Annotated in this window: 18 protein-coding genes; 8 read left to right on the top strand and 10 right to left on the bottom strand. The window is 68.7% G+C overall.

What is annotated here, in order from left to right; all coding sequences use genetic code 11:
- Positions 1-54: 54 nt before the first annotated feature.
- Positions 55-1,551: a PucR family transcriptional regulator gene (locus DI276_RS00960; RefSeq protein ID WP_232836413.1), complete on the bottom strand. Its 1,497-nt coding sequence runs from the start codon at positions 1,549-1,551 to the stop codon at positions 55-57.
- 270 nt (positions 1,552-1,821) lie between these two features.
- Between DI276_RS00960 and DI276_RS00955 the strand changes: the two genes are divergently transcribed.
- Complete coding sequence (locus DI276_RS00955) at positions 1,822-2,388, top strand: DUF1062 domain-containing protein (RefSeq protein ID WP_112261322.1); 567 nt, start codon at positions 1,822-1,824, stop codon at positions 2,386-2,388.
- On the opposite strand, the gene DI276_RS00950 is transcribed toward DI276_RS00955, so the two are convergent.
- From DI276_RS00950 to DI276_RS00930, 5 genes are all read right to left on the bottom strand, one after another.
- Positions 2,368-2,925 carry an EF-hand domain-containing protein gene (locus DI276_RS00950; RefSeq protein WP_112261321.1) on the bottom strand — a complete coding sequence of 186 codons (558 nt, stop codon included), beginning with the start codon at positions 2,923-2,925 and terminating at the stop codon, positions 2,368-2,370. The genes DI276_RS00955 and DI276_RS00950 overlap by 21 nt on opposite strands.
- 16 nt (positions 2,926-2,941) lie before the next feature.
- The gene (locus DI276_RS00945; protein WP_112261320.1) at positions 2,942-5,320 is read right to left on the bottom strand and encodes an ATP-binding cassette domain-containing protein; all 2,379 of its coding nucleotides are present in this window, start codon (positions 5,318-5,320) and stop codon (positions 2,942-2,944) included.
- A gap of 52 nt (positions 5,321-5,372) precedes the next feature.
- Positions 5,373-6,110: a GNAT family N-acetyltransferase gene (locus DI276_RS00940; RefSeq protein ID WP_232836364.1), complete on the bottom strand. Its 738-nt coding sequence runs from the start codon at positions 6,108-6,110 to the stop codon at positions 5,373-5,375.
- Positions 6,110-6,664 (bottom strand): EF-hand domain-containing protein, encoded by a 555-nt coding sequence (locus DI276_RS00935; protein ID WP_112261319.1) that lies wholly within the window; start codon positions 6,662-6,664, stop codon positions 6,110-6,112. The genes DI276_RS00940 and DI276_RS00935 overlap by 1 nt, the downstream gene beginning before the upstream one ends.
- Positions 6,665-6,730: 66 nt before the next feature.
- The gene (locus DI276_RS00930; protein WP_112261318.1) at positions 6,731-8,794 is read right to left on the bottom strand and encodes a COG1470 family protein; all 2,064 of its coding nucleotides are present in this window, start codon (positions 8,792-8,794) and stop codon (positions 6,731-6,733) included.
- A gap of 266 nt (positions 8,795-9,060) precedes the next feature.
- Between DI276_RS00930 and DI276_RS00925 the strand changes: the two genes are divergently transcribed.
- The 6 genes from DI276_RS00925 (at position 9,061) to DI276_RS00900 (ending at position 14,571) form a co-directional block, all read left to right on the top strand.
- Entirely contained in the window at positions 9,061-9,840 is a 780-nt protein-coding gene (locus DI276_RS00925; protein ID WP_157984440.1) for a bestrophin-like domain, read from the top strand.
- Between the two features lie 82 nt (positions 9,841-9,922).
- Positions 9,923-11,005 (top strand): hypothetical protein, encoded by a 1,083-nt coding sequence (locus DI276_RS00920; protein WP_198680387.1) that lies wholly within the window; start codon positions 9,923-9,925, stop codon positions 11,003-11,005.
- Positions 11,006-11,013: 8 nt separating this feature from the next.
- Positions 11,014-12,201, top strand: coding sequence for an AAA family ATPase (locus DI276_RS00915; protein WP_112261714.1), 1,188 nt, complete (start codon positions 11,014-11,016; stop codon positions 12,199-12,201).
- Entirely contained in the window at positions 12,198-13,406 is a 1,209-nt protein-coding gene (locus DI276_RS00910) for a vWA domain-containing protein (RefSeq protein WP_112261315.1), read from the top strand. The genes DI276_RS00915 and DI276_RS00910 overlap by 4 nt, the downstream gene beginning before the upstream one ends.
- 177 nt (positions 13,407-13,583) lie before the next feature.
- Complete coding sequence (locus DI276_RS00905; protein WP_112261314.1) at positions 13,584-14,402, top strand: helix-turn-helix domain-containing protein; 819 nt, start codon at positions 13,584-13,586, stop codon at positions 14,400-14,402.
- 13 nt (positions 14,403-14,415) lie between these two features.
- Positions 14,416-14,571 carry a DUF397 domain-containing protein gene (locus DI276_RS00900; protein ID WP_112261313.1) on the top strand — a complete coding sequence of 52 codons (156 nt, stop codon included), beginning with the start codon at positions 14,416-14,418 and terminating at the stop codon, positions 14,569-14,571.
- 1 nt (position 14,572) lies between these two features.
- On the opposite strand, the gene DI276_RS00895 is transcribed toward DI276_RS00900, so the two are convergent.
- The gene (locus tag DI276_RS00895) at positions 14,573-14,827 is read right to left on the bottom strand and encodes a Smr/MutS family protein (protein ID WP_112261312.1); all 255 of its coding nucleotides are present in this window, start codon (positions 14,825-14,827) and stop codon (positions 14,573-14,575) included.
- Positions 14,828-14,839: 12 nt separating this feature from the next.
- A complete protein-coding gene (locus tag DI276_RS00890; RefSeq protein ID WP_109641433.1) occupies positions 14,840-15,034 on the bottom strand; it encodes a PspC domain-containing protein in 195 nt (64 codons plus the stop codon).
- Between the two features lie 135 nt (positions 15,035-15,169).
- On the opposite strand from DI276_RS00890, the gene DI276_RS49650 reads away from it, so the two are divergent.
- Positions 15,170-16,432: a hypothetical protein gene (locus DI276_RS49650; RefSeq protein WP_157984439.1), complete on the top strand. Its 1,263-nt coding sequence runs from the start codon at positions 15,170-15,172 to the stop codon at positions 16,430-16,432.
- Here DI276_RS49650 and DI276_RS00875 read toward each other — a convergent pair.
- Both DI276_RS00875 and DI276_RS00870 read right to left on the bottom strand, forming a co-directional pair.
- Positions 16,336-16,941 carry a TetR/AcrR family transcriptional regulator gene (locus DI276_RS00875; RefSeq protein ID WP_112261309.1) on the bottom strand — a complete coding sequence of 202 codons (606 nt, stop codon included), beginning with the start codon at positions 16,939-16,941 and terminating at the stop codon, positions 16,336-16,338. The two genes, DI276_RS49650 and DI276_RS00875, sit on opposite strands and share 97 nt — an antisense overlap.
- A gap of 27 nt (positions 16,942-16,968) precedes the next feature.
- Positions 16,969-18,348, bottom strand: a complete 1,380-nt coding sequence (locus DI276_RS00870; protein WP_112261308.1) for a class I adenylate-forming enzyme family protein — start codon at positions 18,346-18,348, stop codon at positions 16,969-16,971.
- Positions 18,349-18,402: the final 54 nt, after the last annotated feature.

Genomic DNA, 18,402 nt, shown 5'->3' with positions numbered 1-18,402 from the left:
CCTGGCGAAGTGATTGACAATCCTGTGGAATTCCATTTCCGGCTGGACATTGTGTCAACCATGTCCGATCGCGTCGTGGGCGGAGAGCGCGGCGTGCAGCGATGCCCGCACTCGAGGCGAGTCGAGGTCCGCGTCGAGCAGCTGGCTCACTCGCTTCAGCCGGTCGTACAGCGCCTGTCTGGACAGGTTCGTGGCCGTGGCCGCGTCGGTCTTGTTGCCACCGCTGTCCACATAGGACCTCAGGGTGGCGATCAGGTCGGTGTGCCCCGGCTTGAGCAGTGGGCCGAGCTCCCGCTCGACGTGGGCCTGCACCCGCGGGTCGTCGCGGAGCTGGTGCATCAACCCGTGCAGCCCGAGATCACGTAGTTTCACGTACGGCACGTCCCAGCGGCCACCAATCGCGGCCGCGGCCACCTGTTGCGCCTCCAACAGCGCCTTGCGCGCCTCCTGCGCCGATGCCACCGGCTCGCTCGTCGCGACGATCACAGGCGCACGTCGCCGCACGGCCTCCGCCAGCCGCACCAGACTCCCGTGCACGTCGTCGTCCGGTCGAAGGGCGAGCAGGATGCCCAGCGAGCCGTCGTCGAAGGCCGCGCGCAGGCAGACCAGATCCTGGAGGAGGTCGCCGAACCTGGTCGCCAGGTCGTGCGGAGATCGGCCGCGGACGACCACGGCCACCACGACCGACTGATCCAGCGGTACTCCGAGCGCACGGGCGCGGACGGCGAACGCCGCGGACAGGATGTCGCCGGTCACCAAGCCCGTCAACAGAGCGTGCTGGGCCTGCAACCGCGGATCTTCGTCCTTGTGCGCCAACAGGGCCAGAGCGATCACGTCGGCTGCCCGCTCGGCGAGGACCACCTGGGCCGTGGCCGGTTCGGGGCACCTGATCAGCAACCGGCCCCATTCAGCCGTTCCGGCGCCGACGCGGGTGACGAGCCATCCCGCCTTGTCGTAACCGGTCTGTCCACTCACGACGATCTGCCGGGACGACGCCTCCCAGCCGTCGAGGACGTCCAGATCCGCGTCCGCCGGCGAGAACGCGATGACCTGATGTGCGGTGTTCTCCAGCACTACCGGGCACTTGGCCATGGCCGCCGCATGGGAGACCACGGTCGACGCACCGGCCCCTGACCTCGTGAGCTCGGTGAACCGCCGGTGGATCTCCTCGCACTGGCGCGACTCGGTGACCTGGCTCGCCGCCACGAGCGCCAGGACGGCCTCGGTCACCTGGGACAGCCCGGTGTCGGTCCCCAACCGCACCAGCGGCAGTGCCAGCCGCTGTGCCGCGTGCACCAGCTCGTCCGGCACCACGCCGGCGGTCTGGACCACGACGCCCGCGACGCCGGTCGCGGCCACGCGTTCGAGCCACTGCACACCGTCCGGCGGCACAGCGCTGTCCGTGACGAGAAGGAGTTCCCCGCACCGCGGTTCGCCGGCCACGTGCACCCACCGCACGGTCCGATCGAGATTGCGCAGGCCGGCGAGAACCGCGGGTTCGCCTCGTCGTACGCCATCCAGGTCGAGGACCTGCTGGATGGTGGGCAGCATCGTCAAGCCGGATCTCCCGTGCTCTCCAGGTCTGGAGTGATCACCCTGACCGGTGCGCTCGCGGCGCGTCCATCCGTCGACCGGCTGGGTTTCCCAGCCACCTGTCGCGAACCGTGAGCCGATGTGCTCGAAATTGCGTTGCGGGTGAACCCCTCGGTTGGCCATTGTCACGGCCATGTGGTCCTGACCCAGTGAGCAGCTGACCCGCACCCGTGTGGACGGTGCGGGTTTTTCCGCACGCCTCTGACTCCTGGGGAATCACCGAATCACATGAGTTCTATTTGCCATGCCGAAAACAAGTCGCTCTGGGTCGTCCGCGAACTCGGCCTGCCCGCCGTCGTCAAGCCCTGCGTCGACTGCAGGCACACCCGGCACCACGCGACCGGCAAGATCCGCGTCAACGCCAACGGCAAACAGCTGGACGTCTGGTTGCTGATCGGCTGCGAGCGGTGCGACCGCACGTCGAAAATCCCCGTCCACGAACGGGTTCACGTCCAGGCGCTCGACCACGAGCGGCTGGTGCGGTTCGAGGACAACGACCCGGCGATCGTGCGCGAACTGGTGCACGCACAGCGCCGGCTCGACTGGACCGGCACGTGGGAGCTCAACACCGACTTGCCGTTCTACGACATCGAGGACGCGAAAGATCCGCTCGAGGTCTTCGTCAGGTTCGAGCTCCCGGCGCCGGTCCGGGTCGAGAAGCTGCTCACCAAGGGACTCGGCCTGAGCCGACCAGCAGTGAAACGCCTGGTCGACGAGGGTCGGATCCGGCTGCCGATGGCCGTGGACGCCAGGGCACGTCAGGACTTCGTGTTCTCAGTCGAGCGGGCCGAGTAGCCAGGCACCCGGTCCGTCCGGGTCCTCCGAGAAGTAGTACGCCCTGATCGCGGCCAGCAGGTCGTCGGTGCTGATCAGACCGTCACCGTCGTGATCCAGTCGCGAGTGGACGGTGCGGGCGACGGACCGGGGCAGGTTGAGCAACGCCCCGGTCCACCGCACGTACTCGTCCACGCCCAGATAGCCGTCGCCGTCATGGTCGGCGACGGCCAGCAGCGCGTCCAGGAACGGCACGTAGCCGTCGTCGAACGACTCCGGCCGCTCCAGCAACCCCTGCGCGAACGCGGCCTTGTACTCGGTGAGGCTGATGCGGTCGTCGTCGTTTGTGTCCGTCACGGCCCAGAGGTGGTCCCACAGGCCGAGAAGCAGCTCGTGGAAGTGCTTGGCGCGCAGGTCGTCGTCGCTCAGCCCGAAGGCCGCCGTCGTGCGGGCGGCGGCCTGTTCGAAGTCCGAGCGGTCGATGTACCCGTCCTGGTCGCTGTCGTAGGTCTCGAACCTGCGGGTCAGCTTGCGGTCCAGGAACGCCGAGATGTCCATGACACTTCGTACCCCGTCAGCGCTTCTTCCGCCGGGCCGGGGCACCCACGTAGTCCGCCAGGTGCTCGCCGGTCAGCGTCGACCGGTCGGCCACCAGGTCGGCCGGCGTGCCCTCGAACACGATCTTGCCGCCGTCGTGACCTGCGCCGGGGCCGAGGTCGATGATCCAGTCGGCGTGCGCCATCACGGCCTGGTGGTGCTCGATCACGATCACCGACTTGCCCGAGTCGACGAGCCGGTCCAGCAGGCCGAGCAGCTGCTCGACGTCGGCGAGGTGCAGGCCGGTCGTGGGCTCGTCCAGGACGTAGATGCCGCCCTTGTCCGCCATGTGCGTGGCGAGCTTCAACCGCTGCCGCTCGCCACCGGACAACGTGGTCAGCGGCTGTCCCAGCGACAGGTAGCCCAGGCCGACGTCGGCCAGCCGCGACAGGATCGCGTGAGCAGCGGGAGTCTTGGCCTCCCCGGCGCCGAAGAACTCCACGGCCTCCGACACCGGCATCGCCAGCACCTCGGAGATGTCGCGACCACCGAACTTGAACTCCAGCACGGCCTGGTCGAACCGCTTGCCCTCGCACACGTCGCACGGCGACTCGATCGTCGCCATGATGCCGAGGTCGGTGAACACCACGCCGGCGCCGTTGCAGTTCGGGCACGCGCCCTCGGAGTTCGCGCTGAACAGGGCCGGCTTCACGCCGTTGGCCTTGGCGAACGCCTTGCGGATCGGCTCCAGCAGCCCGGTGTAGGTCGCGGGGTTGGACCGCCGCGAGCCCTTGATCGGCGTCTGGTCGACCACGATCGCGCCCGAGTCCTTCGGCATGGACTGGTGGATCAGCGACGACTTGCCCGAGCCCGCGACACCGGTGACCACGGTCAGCACGCCGAGCGGGATGTCGACGTCGACGTCACGCAGGTTGTTCTTGGCAGCGCCGCGGATCTCCAGCACGCCGGAAGCCTTGCGCACGGAGGCCTTCAACGAGGCACGGTCGTCCAGGTGCCGCCCCGTCACCGTGTCGCTCTTGCGCAACCCGGCCAGCGTGCCCTCGAAGCAGATCGTGCCGCCGTTGCGGCCGGCACCGGGACCGAGGTCGACGACGTGGTCCGCGATCGCGATCGTCTCCGGCTTGTGCTCGACGACCAGCACGGTGTTGCCCTTGTCCCGCAAGCGGAGCAGCAGGTTGTTCATCCGCTGGATGTCGTGCGGGTGCAGCCCGATCGTGGGCTCGTCGAACACGTACGTCACGTCGGTCAGTGCGGAGCCGAGGTGCCGGATCATCTTCACGCGCTGTGCCTCACCGCCGGACAACGTCCCGGCGGGACGGTTCAGCGACAGGTACCCGAGGCCGATCTCGACGAACGAGTCCAGCGTGTGCACGAGCTTGTCGACCAGCGGCGCGACGGACTTGTCCTTCAAGCCGCGCATCCAGTCGGCGAGATCGCTGATCTGCATGTCGCACAGGTCCGCGATCGACGCGCCCTTGATCTTCGACGACCGGGCGGCCTCGGTCAGGCGCGTGCCCTCGCACTCGGGGCAGGTGCCGAACGTCGCCGCGCGGTCCACGAAGGCGCGGATGTGCGGCTGCAGCGCCTCGCGGTCCTTGGACAGCATCGACTTCTGCAGCTTCGGTATCAGGCCCTCGTAGGTCAGGTTGATGCCGTTGACCTTGATCTTGACCGGGTCCTTGTACAGGAAGTCGTGCAGCTCCCGCTTGGTGTACTTGCGGATCGGCTTGGCCGGGTCGAGGAACCCGGACTGCGCGAACGTCTGCACGGTCCACTGGTTGTCGACGTTGTAGCCGGGCACCTTGATCGCGCCCTCGAGGATCGACTTCGACTCGTCGTAGACCTCGGTGAGGTCGATGTCGGAGACCTGCCCGCGGCCCTCACAGCGCGGGCACATGCCGCCCGTGATGGAGAACTCGCGCCGCTCCTTGACCTTCTGGCCGCCCTTCTCGATCGTCACGGCACCCGCGCCGGAGATCGAGGCGACGTTGAACGAGAACGCTTGCGGGCCGCCGATGTGCGGTGTGCCGAGACGGCTGAACAGGATTCTCAGCATCGCGTTCACGTCGGTCGCGGTGCCCACGGTCGAGCGCGGGTCGGCGCCCATCCGCTGCTGGTCGACGAGGATCGCCGTGGTGATGCCCTCCAGCAGGTACACCTCGGGGCGCGGCAGCGTCGGCATGAAGCCCTGGATGAACGCGCTGTAGGTCTCGTTGATCAGCCGCTGCGACTCGGCGGCGATCGTGCCGAACACCAGCGAGCTCTTGCCGGAGCCGGACACGCCGGTGAAGACCGTCAGGCGGCGCTTCGGGATCTCGACGTCGACGTCGCGAAGGTTGTTCACCCGCGCGCCCTGCACGCGGATCAGATCGTGGGTGTCGGCTTCATGCGTCATGGCGCATAAGCTAGCTCCGCGACACCGCCGCTGCTTCTCGATTCCTGATTGGTTACGACCCAGATCCGAAACTTGGCTTGATCCGGTAGTGGTAGGTGCAGACCTCGCGGAACCCAGTGCGTTCGTACAGCCGGAACGCCTTGTTGTTCGCCTTCTCCATCTGCAGGTACATGTGGTTCGCCTCGCGCGCGGCCGCCCAGGAGGCCAACGCGGCCAGCACGGACCGTGCGGCGCCCTGACCTCGTGCGTGCGGCAACGTCGCCATCCCGAACACCCCGGCCCACCCCTGCTCGGCCACCGCGCGTCCCACGGCCACCACCTGGCCGTCCACCTCGGCATACGCGTAGGCGCTCGGGTGCTCGACCCGGCTGAGCAGGTCGCGTTCGGCGCTGACGTCGCGCGTGGTCACCGCCTGCCACGCCGCGAGCCACGCGTCGGTCGGCCGGGCGGTCACCTCGCCGGCGTCGGCGTGCGACTGCCGCAGCACCTCGGCGGTCGACGCGATCTGCAGCGACATGTCGTGGCCCCGCGTGTAGCCGCGGCCACCCAGCTGCGCATCGAGACCTTTCGCGCACACGCCCGGCGTGATCTGGAACCGCACCCCGGAGCCGCGGCGAGCGCAGAACTCCTCGGCGTGCGCCACCCGGTCCTCGGGGTCGTGCGGCAGCACCGCGCTCACCCACCAGGCGTCGTCGGGGGAGTGCCGCAACCACCACCCGCCCACCTCTTCGACGTGCGCGGCCGGCTGGGCCCGTGCCGCGTACTCCTGCAGCGTCTTCAGCAGCGCCATCAGTCCAGCGATCCCAGCAGCCAGTTGCCGGACGCCGCCGGATCCTCCGAGAAGTAGAACTCCCGGATCGCGTCCAACAGTGCCTGCGTGGACATCAGCTCGTCGTCGTCGGACAGGATGTCGTGGATCATCCGCGCGTCCGCCTCCGACAGGTTCATCAGCGCGCCGGTCCACGTGACGTGCTCCTCGACGGTCAGCTTGCCGTCGCCGTCCTCGTCCGCGATGGCCAGCAACGCGTCCAGGAACGGCAGATAGCCCTCCTCGAACGACTCCGGCGTCTCCAGCAGGCCGTTCGCGAACGCCTTCTGGTACTCCTCCAGGCTGATGCGCCCGTTGTGGTCCTGGTCGGTGACGGAGGAGAGCTGCTCCCACAGCCCGATCAACGTGTCGTGGAACCGGACGGCCTTCGGGTCGTCGTCGGCTAACCCGAACGCTTTGGTGGTGCGCTCACCCGCCTGTGTGAAGTCCTCGCGCCCGATGAACCCGTCGCCGTCGGAGTCGTACGTCCGGAACCGGCGGGCCAGCTTGCGGTCCAGGAAGGCGGTGATCTCCATGAGGTCCTTCTACCGCATTCCGGGCTAAAGGAACACGCTTGTCTCCAAAATGTGGAATTGCCGCGGTCACCGCCTGCCCAGACCGGAAAACGCGCTCGCGACGATCACCATGCCGATCACGCCGATTACCGCGGCGACGCCACCGACGGCCGGTTTCGACACCTGCTGAACGTGCGCGACCGGGCGTGGAGGTGCGGGATCGTCAGGTCGCGGTTGAACGGTCGGCAGCGGCGCGTTCGACGATTCGATCCGCACGACGGCGCTTTCACTGATGGCCTGACCCGCTCCCGCGCCGGACACCGTCAACCGAGAATTCACCGGAGCGCTCACCCGGCAGGTGTAGGTGAGGCGCTCTCCCGGTCGCAGTTCCGGGAACGTCCGGCGGCACGCGGCGGGCTCACCGGCCACCTCGACGCCGGAGATCGGCAGGTCGGACGGGTTGCCGACGGTGACGGTGACCGTGACCAGCTCCCCGTCCTCCGCGCGGTCCTTCGACCAGAGCGCCGTGAGGGTCAGCCTCGGGTGGATAACCCTGACCTGCACGGACGCGCTCGCCTCGACCCTGCCGCCGATCTTGTCGGTCGCCCTGACCGTGGAGGTCAGGGCGCCGGTCTCGTCACCGGCCGGGGCGGAGCAGTCGACCGTGGCGGCGGCACCTGGGTCGAGCTGACCTTGCATTCGGGTGCAACCGTTGGCGGCCGTGCGCGCGTCGAGATCGAACAACGGGGTGTCGCCAATGTTCGTCACAGTTGTTGAGAATTTAACAACTTGTCCGGGTAGTGCGGTCATCGGCTCGGTTGTCGTTGTTGCGCGCAATGCCGGGTGCAGAACGTCGACCTTTGCGGTCTTCTGCGCGGTGAGCGGATCTGCGGCGAGGCTGGCGCCGTTTGCGGTGACCGTCATCTGGTAGTCGTCGTCCGCCGCTTGGGACGTGCAGGTGCGCGTGGCTTTCTGGTGTGGCGCGATTGCGCCGATTTTCTGGCCGCAAACTGACACGTCTGCTGCTGGGGCGTCACCTGTGTTCGTGACGGTCGCGGTTTGGGCGACGGTGTCCTTCGCGTGGGCGGCGGGCTGTTCCGGGGTGACGGCCAGGGTCAGCTCGGGCAGCGGGAACGACCAGGCGATGTTCTGCACCAGGAACGCGTCCTCGGCCCGGCGGAACGTCAGCTCGGCGCTCTTGCTGCCCGGCTCGAGCGCGTTGTCGTCGAGGGTGAACGTGCGGGCGTCGATGCTCATGTTGTTGGGGGAGCTGGGTTGCACCACGCCCTGGGCCTGGGAGACGAACGCGTTGCGGCCTCCGACCGCGGTCTTGCCGACCAGCAGCTGGTCGCCCTCGGTGGCCCAGTCGCCCTCGTAGGCGGTGATGCCGAGGCGGGCGACCCCGCCGGCCGGGTGCGTCGGGGCGATCGGGGTGCTCAGCACCGGGAGTTTCGTGGGCAGCCGGACGTGCCCGCCGTGCACCGAGACGTGGCGCTTGGCCGGGGCCGCCGCGGTGGGGCCGGGAAACTTCCAGACGACCGTCAGCGACCAGCCGCCGAAGCAGTCGAACCCTTGCGGCGCCCAGACGTTGCCGACCGTCACCGTGCCGCTCCTGAGCGCGCGGGTGACGTCGGCTTCGGCGCTGTAGAAGGCGGTGTCGGTGTGCGAGAGGTGGTCCGGTGAGTCGAGGACGAACCGATCGGGGCTGATCTTCGTGCCGTTGAGGGTGACCGGGTCCTGCGGTTTGCCGGGTGCCGCGGTGGAGTGGTGGCAGGTCGCGCTGCCCGCCCAGCCCAGCTTGGCGTAGGCGACGGTGGCCTGTTCCGGGATGGTCAGCCGGGCGGTCGACGAGTTGAACGTCGTCGGGTCGGCATCGACGTCGGTCCACGACATGCGGTGGCCGTTGTTCTGCGCCGACGGGCCGTGACCCTTGCGGTTCAAGGCATCCACACAGGACTGCACCGGGTGCTTGGGGCTTTCCCCCGCCTGCTCGGGCGTCGGGCAGGTCAGGACGGTGTTGCCGATGACCGTGACGTCTCCGTACACCGCTTCGTCGAACTGGGTGCGCCACACCTCGGCTGCGGCGACCGGTGGGCCGGGGGTGAGCAGGGGAACCAGCAGGACGACAGCGATGAGGATCGGTACGCGCATGCGACGCCTTCCCGGTCGGGGCCGGGGCACAGGTTGGCACGGTTCGGCGGGGTTGTCACCGGCCGTTGATCACGCGGTCCTCACTCTCCGTTGAGGACGTTGGCGGCGCGGTTCTCCTATTCGTGTCCAACGGTTCTTTGTTAGCGCTCCCATGTGGACCAGCGGTGCGCATGATCAACCTCGGTTGCTCTTGACGGGCGGCGGAGACCGCCGAGAAGCGTGGTGTTGGTGGTCAAACGGTGTCCCGCTGTGGGGAGATGGAGGCCATGTGGACCGCGCTAGTCATCGTTGTCGCGTCGGTGGCCGTCACCGTCGCCGCCTGTCTCCTGTTCGGCCGTTCGCGCGTGCACGAACAGGCCGACGACCGCGACGCGGACTCGCGCGGCTTCCTCGGCGCGGTGGTCAGCGGCCTCTTCATCGTGGCGCTGGCCTTCTACATGGTGATCGTGTGGGAGGACAGCGGCACCGCCGAGGACAACGCCGCCCGCGAGGCCGCTTCAGTCGCCGACGCCTACTGGCAGACCGCTGTGATGCCGCAGCCGCAACGTGATCGCATTCGGTCGTTGTTGCGCGAGTACCCGAAACTGGTGGCGGACGAGGAATGGGAGCGGCTGGCTCGCGGCGAGTCCGACGAGCGCACCACCGAGACGTTGAACTCGCTGCACACCGAGGTCCTGTCCCTGCCGGCCACGCCGGACCAGGTGAAGAGCGCGCGGGAACGGGTGCTGGAGCGGTTGCGGGAGATCACGGACCTGCGGCGGGACCGGCTGGACCAGGCGGGCGGGCTCGACAACACCGGCAAGGTCATGCTCATCGGCACGCTCGTCGGTGCGGTGGGCATGATCGTGTTCCCGTTGCTCATCGGGTTCACGGCACGGTTGCGGCACGTGGTGCAGATGGGCGTGACGGCGGGGGTGCTCGCGTTCGTGTGCGCGTTGTGCCTCGGGATGACGCATCCGTTCCTCGGGGTGCTGCGGGTGCAGCCGGAGGCGTTCACGAGCGTCACGGAGGAACTGGCGGGCATTCCGGCGGAACATGATCGCTGAAGCCCGGGAAGCCTGCTACGGTTGCTGCGATGGCTACCTCCTGGAGCAGATCGGGGGTCTCGTTCGCAAAAGGTGAGTGCTGATGCGCCCACTGACCGCGAACGGACGTTCCCGCCTCACTTTCTGGTCGCACGTGCGCGAGTTCGCCGTGCCGACGTCGATGATCGAGTCAGCGACCGCCCGCCGTGCCGTGGGCGACTGGTCCGGGGCCTGCGCTGCCGCGCGGGTCGACGTGGATCTGAACCTGCGGGCCCTGGCTCGCACCCATGGCGCTCAGTTCGCCGGAACGGTCCGCGCCGATCTTCGTCACCTCGCCCCTGACCTGCTGCGCTGGCACTTTCCGCGAATCAGTCCCGACGGCCTGTTACGGCCTGGCCTCACCGTTCCCCTCGCTCGATACGGCGCTGTGCACCTCGTCGCGCGCACGCCGCCGGCCTGGGCGGATGCCGGTCAGCGGATCAGCCTCGCGCTGTGGGAGCGGGGGAGTCCCGTGACCGGGCATCCCCATCCCCGGCCCAGCCGGCGGTTCCGGCTCGACCTGCACCGGCATCTGTGGGACGCACGCAGGGCCGCTGAGCTGCGGGAACGGTCCGGGACGCCGGGCCGTGACCCCACAGTTCACTGGCAGGGCGAGGCCGCGTTGCTGCTGCGCGCCGAGGGGCGTGCGGACGGACCCGTCGCCGTGCGGCTCGGTTCGCGGCGCCGGTTCGTGCTGAACCCTGAAGCTTCGGGTGACGCGGTCGAACTGCCCGACGCGTCGACCTGGGTGGCGCCGGACGTGGAGCTGTTGCACGCCGGGCTGATCGACGCCGATCGCCTGCACCCGCTCGTCGCGTCGGCGCTCCTGCCCGGTCAGTCGCCGGTACGAAGTCCAAGCAGTTCAACGGTTTTCCGCTTCGTTTCCTGTCGTGGCGACACGCACCGGCTGGGCTTGGTGGACGGTGTGCTCGTCCCGTTGGACCACGACACCGACGAGCTCCGCCGCGAGGACCTGCTGGTCGCGTTGGGCGGCAAACCGTTGCCGTGCCTGCAGACGATCGACGCCGTCGCCGCCGAACACGAGCTGGAGAAAGCTCGTCGACTGACGTACGGACTCTACCGGGCCGGGCTCTCCAGGACAGCCCGCGTTCCATCCACTAAGGACACTCGTCGAACCCCAAGGTGACCACGTACATGACTGCTGCTCGGCTCGATGCCGCCGCAAACCTGCTTGCCCTGCTGGGCAACACGACCACCGAACCGCGTTCCGACATCCAGCTGGAAGCCCTGACGCTGGCCGTGTCCGCCGACCTGCCGGTGCTGCTGTGGGGCGAGCCGGGCATCGGCAAGACCGCGGCGCTGACCCAGCTCGCCGACGCTCTCGACCTGCCGCTGACCACGGTGATCGCCAGCGTGCACGAGCCGTCCGACTTCGCCGGTCTGCCGGTGGTCGGCGACGACCCGGCGACGCAGGGCGTGCCGATGGCCCCGCCCGACTGGGCCGTGCGCCTGGTCCGCGCGGGCCACGGGCTGCTGTTCCTGGACGAGCTGTCCACCGCGCCGCCCGCGGTCCAGGCCGCGTTGCTGCGCGTGGTGCTGGAACGGCGGATCGGTGCCCTGCAACTTCCGCCTGGCGTCCGGATCGTGGCAGCTGCCAACCCGCGTTCCTCCGCCGCTGACGGCTGGGAGTTGAGTCCACCGCTGGCCAACCGGTTCGTCCATCTGCAGTGGAGGTACGACCACGACGTCGTGGTGCGCGGGCTGGGTGGGACTTGGCCTCTCGCGACGTTGCCACTGCTGGATTCGGGGCGCCTGACCGATGCGGTTGCTTTTGCCCGTAGGGCCGTGTGCGAACTTCTTGCCGTACGGCCAAATCTCGTGCATCAACTGCCGAAGAGCGAAGCACGCCGCGGCGGTCCGTGGCCCTCGCCGCGCAGCTGGGAGATGGCGTTGCGCCTGATCGCGTTCGCTACTGCGGCGGGTGCCTCCCGGGAAGTGCTGTCGATGTTGGTGCGCGGCGCCGTCGGCGATGGCCCTGGCCTGGAGCTGCTGGCGAACCTCGACCGGATGGACCTGCCGGATCCCGAGACGCTGCTCGCGGACCCGGCGTCTGCTGTCCTGCCCGACCGCGGCGACCTGCGCCAGGTGGTGCTCGACGGCGTGGTGGAGGCGGTGCGCAAACGACCGGACGAGGCCCGCTGGAACGCCGCGTGGTCGGTGCTGGTGCTGGCCCTGGAAACCGGAGCCCCCGACCTGGTCGTCGTGCCCGCCTCCACGCTCGCCGCGTTGCGCCGGGACGACTGGCTGGTTCCCGCGGAGATCGAACGGCTCGCCGAAGCCGTGGGTGTGGCAAGGCACGCGGACCGCGTGGGTGCTCGATGACGAGTCTCGACGAGGAGAAGCTGTTCGCCGCTCGTTTGTACGCGGTCCGGTGCCGGCCGTACCTGGCGACGGCGTTGTTCGCTCTGCACGTCGTGGAGTCACAGCAGGTGCCCACGATGGCCGTCGACCGGCACTGGCGTTGCTACGTCTCGCCGTTGTTCGTCGACCGCACCCCGGTGGAGGAGCTCGCCGGGATCTGGGTGCACGAGGTCTCGCACCTGCTCCGCGACCACCACGGGCGCGGCGACCGGTTCGCGGTGCAGCACGAGCTGACGGGGCCGGGCGAGCGGCTGCGGATGAACATCGCCGCGGACTGCGAGATCAACGACGACGTGTTCGGCGACGGCCTGGTGTGTCCTGAAGGCGCGGTCCTGCCGTCCTCGCTCCGGTTGCACTCGGGCCAGCTGATGGAGGACTACCTGCGCCAGTTCCGGCTCGGCCCGCACACCAACGCCTTCACGTGGCTCGACTGCGGTAGCGGCGCCGACGGCCTGGAGCGCGGGTGGGACCTGGGCCCGGACGGCGCGCACGGGCTTTCCACGCAGGAACGGGACGCCGTTCGGTTCCGGGTGGCGCAGGGCCTCATCGGTCGTGGCGACGTCCCGCAGGGCTGGCAACGCTGGGCGGAGGAGGCGTTCCACCCACCCCAGCCGTGGCGCGAACTGCTCGGCGCGGCGGTCCGGTCGGCCGTGTCCAGCGCCGGGGTGAGCGAGGACTACACCTACGGCCGGCCGTCCCGCAGGTCGCTGCCCGGCGTCGTCCTGCCGAGCCTGCGCCGCCGACCGCCCCGCGTCGTCATCATCGTCGACACCTCCGGCTCGGTGAGCGACACCGAACTGGGCAGCGCACTCCTGGAAATCGCCGCGATCGCCCGCGCGGTGGGCGGCCGGCGCGACCTCGTCTCGGTGGTGTCGTGCGACGCCGCCGCCCGCGTCACGCATCCGCTGTGCCGCGCGGAGGGAATCCCGTTGGTGGGCGGTGGCGGCACCGACCTGCGGGCCGGCTTCGCCCAAGCCCTGCGCACGAGTCCCCGGCCCGACGTTGTCGTTGCCCTGACCGATGGCCAGACACCCTGGCCCGAGGCGCGGCCGCCTTGCCGGACGGTGGTGGGTCTGTTCCCCCGGCCGCGTCTGTCCGGTGAGGACGATCCCGACTACGTGCCGGACGCGCCACCCGCGTGGGCAAGGGTGGTCGCCATCGGCTGAATGCCAGTCGAGCTGGGGGAGAAGCGCAGATGTGGGGACGCAGAACCGCGCCGCAGCGGCTGGCCGAGTCGGCCGGGTTTCCAGATTTCGTAGAAGCCTTCTACATCTGCTTCTTTCAGGGCATTTTGGGCCCGAAGTGATGGAGCGTGGGGGAACGGCGGGGCTAGTTTCGCTGCCATGCCAAAGAGAGTGTCCACTGTGCTGGGACGGGAGTTCGGCGACAGCCTTCGCCAGGTGATCGCCCGAACCGGTCTGAAGGAGTCCGAGCTGGCGCGCCGGCTCGGCTGGGAACACGCCAAGCTGTCGGACCTGGTCAACGGCAAGGGCGGCACGTCCCTGGAGGAGTTCACGTTCCTGCTGGGGATGTGCGGCGCGAAGCCGGAGGAGTTCCAGTACCTGAAGGGACTTTTCCTGGAGTCGCGGGAGAAGGGCTGGCTCCAGCTCTACGAGTCAGTGCTGCCGCCGCACGTCCGGACGTTGATCCTGCACGAGCGGATCGCCAAGGAGATCGTGATCTGGAGCTCGCTGTTCATTCCCGGACTGCTGCAGATCGAGCCGTACGCGCGCGCTGCCGCCGAGGACTCGCCCTTCGTCAAGGACGAGGACATTCCGGAGTTGGTCGCGGCTCGCATCGATCGGCGCGGCATCGTCGCGGGACACAAGAAGTTCGTTTTCTACGTGTACGAGCCAGTGCTGTACTCGGAGGTCGGCAGCGCCGATGTGATGGCTGAGCAGCTGCACGAGTTGTTGCGCATGTTGGTTCGGCCCTACATCAGCTTCCGGATCCTGCCTGCTGGGCGCGCCCTGACCGGTGACTTCACCCTGTTGAAGTTCGAGAAGTACGAGCCGGTCGTCTACAAGGGTGGCTTGAACTCGGCTTTGTTTCTCGACGACAAGGCATCAATCGGGCTCTACCAGGATGCGTTGAAGACGATGGACAGTGCTGCGCTGGGTAAGGAAGAATCGAGGGAGTTGATCACCAGCATCGTGTCCTGAGGAGGCGACCGGGATGGTCGAGTGGCGGAAGAGCAGCTACAGCCCGACCGACCAGGACTGCGTGGAGATCGGCCACGGCGTCGGCATCCGGGACTCCAAGGCGCCCGCCGCCCACGTGCCGGTGAACCCGGCAGCGTGGGAGGCGTTCCTGCGGTCGGTCCGCGACTGACCTACTTCAGGTGCACCAGCACCATCCCGTCGTTACCGGGGGCGACCTCCACCCGCCGGTACAGCTTCCTCAGGTGGGGCTGCCTCAGCATCGCGAGGACACGGCCCTTGAGCTTGCCCGACCCCTTCCCCGGGATGATCTCGACGAGCGGCACCTTCGCGGCGGCCGCGCGGAAGATCGCGTTGCGCACCGCGGTGTCGATGTCCCGGTCGTTGCGGAAGATCGGGTGGAGGTCGACGGTCAGTTTCTCCGGCACCCGTGAAGTGAATCAGTAACCGCGGTCGGGCATGATCACCCACAGCACGAGGTAGACGACGAACTGCGGTCCCGGCAGAAGGCAGGACAGCAGGAACAGCAGCCGGACCGTGCCCGGCTTCCATCCCCAGCGCTGGGCGAGCCCCGCGCAGACACCCGCGATCATCCGGTTGGTCCTGGGCCTGCTCAAAGCAACTGTCGTGGTCATATACCGAGAATGCCCAAACTCGGCCACTTGTTGCATCGGGGACGAACCCTGATTTCACCCGGACGTGTTACAGCAGGTAACCCCGAGGCTGTGACCTGCGACTCCACGGTTGTCCCGCAACCTTGGGGAGCCGAGATGAACGTCAATCTCCTCGTCGACGTGGTCTTCGTCGCGGTGTACGTCCCACTGCTCTGGCGCGCGTGGCAGTGGCTCCAGACAAAGGAACGCAAAGCGCAGCCGTCGCCCCTGCGCAGCCTCACGCTGGCGGTGAGCCCGTTGCCGCGGGCGGTGCCGATCGCTGTGCTGGCGGTGTCGCACCTCGCCGGCAACCCGGTGGGCTTCGGGGCGCTCGGGTTGCTGGCGCTGGTGGGCGCGGAGTCGGCTTGGCGCAACCGGGAGCGGTGGGTGCGCGCGCATGTGTGGGCGTTGGGGCGTCTCAGGGTTCCGGCGGTGGTCGTCACGCTCGTGGCGGTCGTGCTCATCTTCGGCGACACGAAGTCGTTGCGGCAGCCGGGAGTGGGGCTCGCGGTGTGGATGGCGGCCGTGGCGTTGGGCGCGAGCGTCTGGTTCGTCATGCGCAGGCTGGTGCTCACGTCGTGGCCGCAGAAGCAGTGGCGCAGTGCGAGGCCCGAGCTCGGGGCGTTGATCCGGCTGGCGCTGTGCGTGCTGGTCGGGGCGGTCGGGTGGGTGTACGGGCCGCGGCAGTTGACCGGGTACGCGGTGGTGCTCGGCGTGGTCGTGGCGCTCGGGCTGGTGTGGGTGGTGTGGGAGCAGGGGGACGGCGAGGCCGCGCGGTCCAAGATCAGCGAGGCGGATCGGGCCAGGGCGCGGGTGGCGATGAGGCCGAACGCGGAGCAACGGCCGGCGGTGATGCGGGTGGCGCGCGGGCTCGCGGTCACGCCGCTCGTCGCGCTCGGCGTCGCCTACGTGCCGATGGCCTACGAGCCGGACGGGCAGGGCGTGCTCACGGCGATGCGGGTGCTGGTGCTCACCACGGTCGCGATCCTCTTCGGCGACTGGCTGATGGCGCGAAGCGCGAAGGAACCCTGGCACTCACCGCACCACTGGTGGTTCACCGCGGCGCTCGTGCTCATCGCGAGCGGCTCGTTGATCACGGTGAGCGCGATCGGGCGGACGTTGCCGCTCGCTGTGGTGTTCGCGATGTTCGCCGGGCTGCTGCTGAGCGAGGCACAGCGGTTCGCCGAGACCGTGCCGGTGCCGAAGGGGTTGCTGTTCCTCGGGTTCACGCGCACGCCGGTGGCGTTGCTGATCGTGCTGTGCCTGCTGACGAGCGGCCTGAGCTACCCGACGGACGCGGTGGAGAGCTGGTCGACGAACCTCAGGCAGGTGGTGCGCATCGCGTCGACCGTCATGGCCTTCGAACCCGCCAGCACCTGAAGCGCGAGGCCGTCGAGCATGCTGACCATCATGTTCGCCAGCTCGACCGGGTCGCCGGGCGAGTGGATGTCGCCGGAGGCCTGGCCGTCGCGGAAGATGCTCGCCACGATGTCGCGCCACTCGCCGTAGAAGCGCTCGTTGAGCTCCTGCAGCTCGGGGTTGCGGATGGCCTCGACCCAGAGCTCGGCCCAGACCTTCCACGCCTCGACCGTCTCCGCACCCTCTGGGAGGTACGACTCGACGACCATGCGCAACCGCGACAACGGTGGCTCGTCGGACTCGAGGATCCAGCGGCGGCGCGAGACCGACAGTTCGAAGCAGTGCTCGAACGCGGCGTCGGTCAGCTCGCGCTTGGTCTCGAAGTAGTAGTGGACCGTGCCACCGGAGACGCCGGCGTCCTTGGCCACGTCGGACACCCGGAGGTGGCGGAAACCCTCTGCCGCGATCACCTTGCAGGTGGACGCGAGGATCTGCGCCTTGCGTTCGGCTTCCACGCTTGGACGGGGCATCCGTCACCTCCTGATTTACTCCGAACCTTACCGAAACCGGGAACGGAGCTTGCGCTTGTCGACCTTTCCCACCTTCGTCAGAGGGAGTTGGGGAACGATCGTGACGCCTCTGGGCTGGTAAAGCTCACCCAGTTCGGCGACGACCGAAGCGCGAATCCTGTCGAAGTCGACATCCGGAACGTCGGTCACCAGGAACACGTGGACCACCTCGCCGAGGGCGTCGTCGGGCTGGGCGACCGCCGCTGCCTGCCGGATACCCGGCAGCGTGACCAGGAAGTCGTCGAGCAGCCGCGAGTACACGTTGTCCGACGTGCGGCCGGTGACGATGACGTCCTTGCTGCGGTCGTCGAGGTAGAGGTAGCCCTCGTCGTCGAAGTGGCCCATGTCGCCGGTGTTGAACCAGCCGTCGGACGCGCTGAGCGGCGGCTCACCCCAGTAGCCCTCCATGACGGACGGGCCGCGCACCCAGATGTCGCCGTCGCGGATCTCGACCTCGATGTCCGGGCTCGGCTTGCCGACCGTGCGCAGGGTTTCCGGCCGGTCGAAGTCGATGTCCTCAGGAGGCATGGAGGAGATGCGGAAGGCCTCCGTCATGCCGTAGGCCTGCCGCACGACGGGGCCCCACCGCTCGATCGCCTGGCGGAGTCGCGCCGGGGCGACGGGGGAGCCGCCGATGCGGATGTTGGTGAACTGCGGTCCTGGGCAGTCGGGGTGGTCCAGCACCTCGTACATCATCGGCGGGACGAACACCGTCGAGGTGATCTGCTCTTCTTCGGCGAGCCGCACGAACGTGTCCGCGTCGAACGTGGACGGGCCAAGCACCAGCTTTGAGCCGCTGACCAGGGCCATGATCGCGGTGCCGGCGCCACTGCCGTGGGTGAGGAGGGTGGTGCCCAGCATTTTCTGCGGCGGTGTGTCCTTGAAGGCGGAGAACGCCGCGGCCAGGTTCGGGCCGTGGACCGCGAGCTTCGGCAGGCCGGTGGTGCCGCCGGTGTAGCTGACGGTGGCGAACGAAGGGTGCGGAGCGCGTTCGACCGGATCGCCCGGCAGGTCTTGCAGGTGCCAGCCGTCGATCTTGGTGTCGAACGTCGGGTCGACGACCACCGCCGAGACCTCGGCCCTGTCGATGAACGCGCGCAGCTCGCCAGGACCCGGCTCCGGCGGGACGAAGACGAGCCGGCCGCCGAGGAGGTGCACGGCGACGTTGAGCAGCACCGCCTCCGGGGTGTTGCCGACGTACACCGCCACACCGTCGCCGGGCTTGATGCCGCGCTGGACGAGCCCGTCTGCCAGGCGAAACAGCAGGTCGCGGGCTTGTGACCGGGTGAGGCGGGTGTCGCCGCCGATCAGGGCCTCGCGATCGCCATCCGTGGAGAGCCGGTCCAGCGCAAGATCCACGTAGGTCATCTCTCCTGTGTACTCCTAGGCTGATCGGGTGGTCGCACCCTCCATTGCGCCGGA

Origin of the sequence: Lentzea terrae, assembly GCF_003265345.1 — a bacterium.
Classification (GTDB): domain Bacteria; phylum Actinomycetota; class Actinomycetes; order Mycobacteriales; family Pseudonocardiaceae; genus Lentzea; species Lentzea terrae.
The sequence above is the reverse complement of the archived record's forward strand: the minus strand, read 5'-3'. Positions and strand labels throughout refer to the sequence as shown.

Excerpts from the sequence above, each read along its gene's own strand:
- DI276_RS00920 (WP_198680387.1), top strand. The coding sequence starts at position 9,923 with ATGCGCCCACTGACCGCGAACGGACGTTCCCGCCTCACTTTCTGGTCG.
- DI276_RS00910 (WP_112261315.1), top strand. The coding sequence starts at position 12,198 with ATGACGAGTCTCGACGAGGAGAAGCTGTTCGCCGCTCGTTTGTACGCG.
- DI276_RS00955 (WP_112261322.1), top strand. The coding sequence starts at position 1,822 with ATGAGTTCTATTTGCCATGCCGAAAACAAGTCGCTCTGGGTCGTCCGC.
- DI276_RS00935 (WP_112261319.1), bottom strand. The coding sequence starts at position 6,664 with ATGGAGATCACCGCCTTCCTGGACCGCAAGCTGGCCCGCCGGTTCCGG.
- DI276_RS00905 (WP_112261314.1), top strand. The coding sequence starts at position 13,584 with ATGCCAAAGAGAGTGTCCACTGTGCTGGGACGGGAGTTCGGCGACAGC.
- DI276_RS00925 (WP_157984440.1), top strand. The coding sequence starts at position 9,061 with ATGTGGACCGCGCTAGTCATCGTTGTCGCGTCGGTGGCCGTCACCGTC.
- DI276_RS00915 (WP_112261714.1), top strand. The coding sequence starts at position 11,014 with ATGACTGCTGCTCGGCTCGATGCCGCCGCAAACCTGCTTGCCCTGCTG.
- DI276_RS00870 (WP_112261308.1), bottom strand. The coding sequence starts at position 18,348 with ATGACCTACGTGGATCTTGCGCTGGACCGGCTCTCCACGGATGGCGAT.
- DI276_RS00890 (WP_109641433.1), bottom strand. The coding sequence starts at position 15,034 with ATGACCACGACAGTTGCTTTGAGCAGGCCCAGGACCAACCGGATGATC.
- DI276_RS49650 (WP_157984439.1), top strand. The coding sequence starts at position 15,170 with ATGAACGTCAATCTCCTCGTCGACGTGGTCTTCGTCGCGGTGTACGTC.
- DI276_RS00930 (WP_112261318.1), bottom strand. The coding sequence starts at position 8,794 with ATGCGCGTACCGATCCTCATCGCTGTCGTCCTGCTGGTTCCCCTGCTC.
- DI276_RS00960 (WP_232836413.1), bottom strand. The coding sequence starts at position 1,551 with ATGCTGCCCACCATCCAGCAGGTCCTCGACCTGGATGGCGTACGACGA.
- DI276_RS00875 (WP_112261309.1), bottom strand. The coding sequence starts at position 16,941 with ATGCCCCGTCCAAGCGTGGAAGCCGAACGCAAGGCGCAGATCCTCGCG.
- DI276_RS00940 (WP_232836364.1), bottom strand. The coding sequence starts at position 6,110 with ATGGCGCTGCTGAAGACGCTGCAGGAGTACGCGGCACGGGCCCAGCCG.
- DI276_RS00900 (WP_112261313.1), top strand. The coding sequence starts at position 14,416 with ATGGTCGAGTGGCGGAAGAGCAGCTACAGCCCGACCGACCAGGACTGC.
- DI276_RS00950 (WP_112261321.1), bottom strand. The coding sequence starts at position 2,925 with ATGGACATCTCGGCGTTCCTGGACCGCAAGCTGACCCGCAGGTTCGAG.
- DI276_RS00945 (WP_112261320.1), bottom strand. The coding sequence starts at position 5,320 with ATGACGCATGAAGCCGACACCCACGATCTGATCCGCGTGCAGGGCGCG.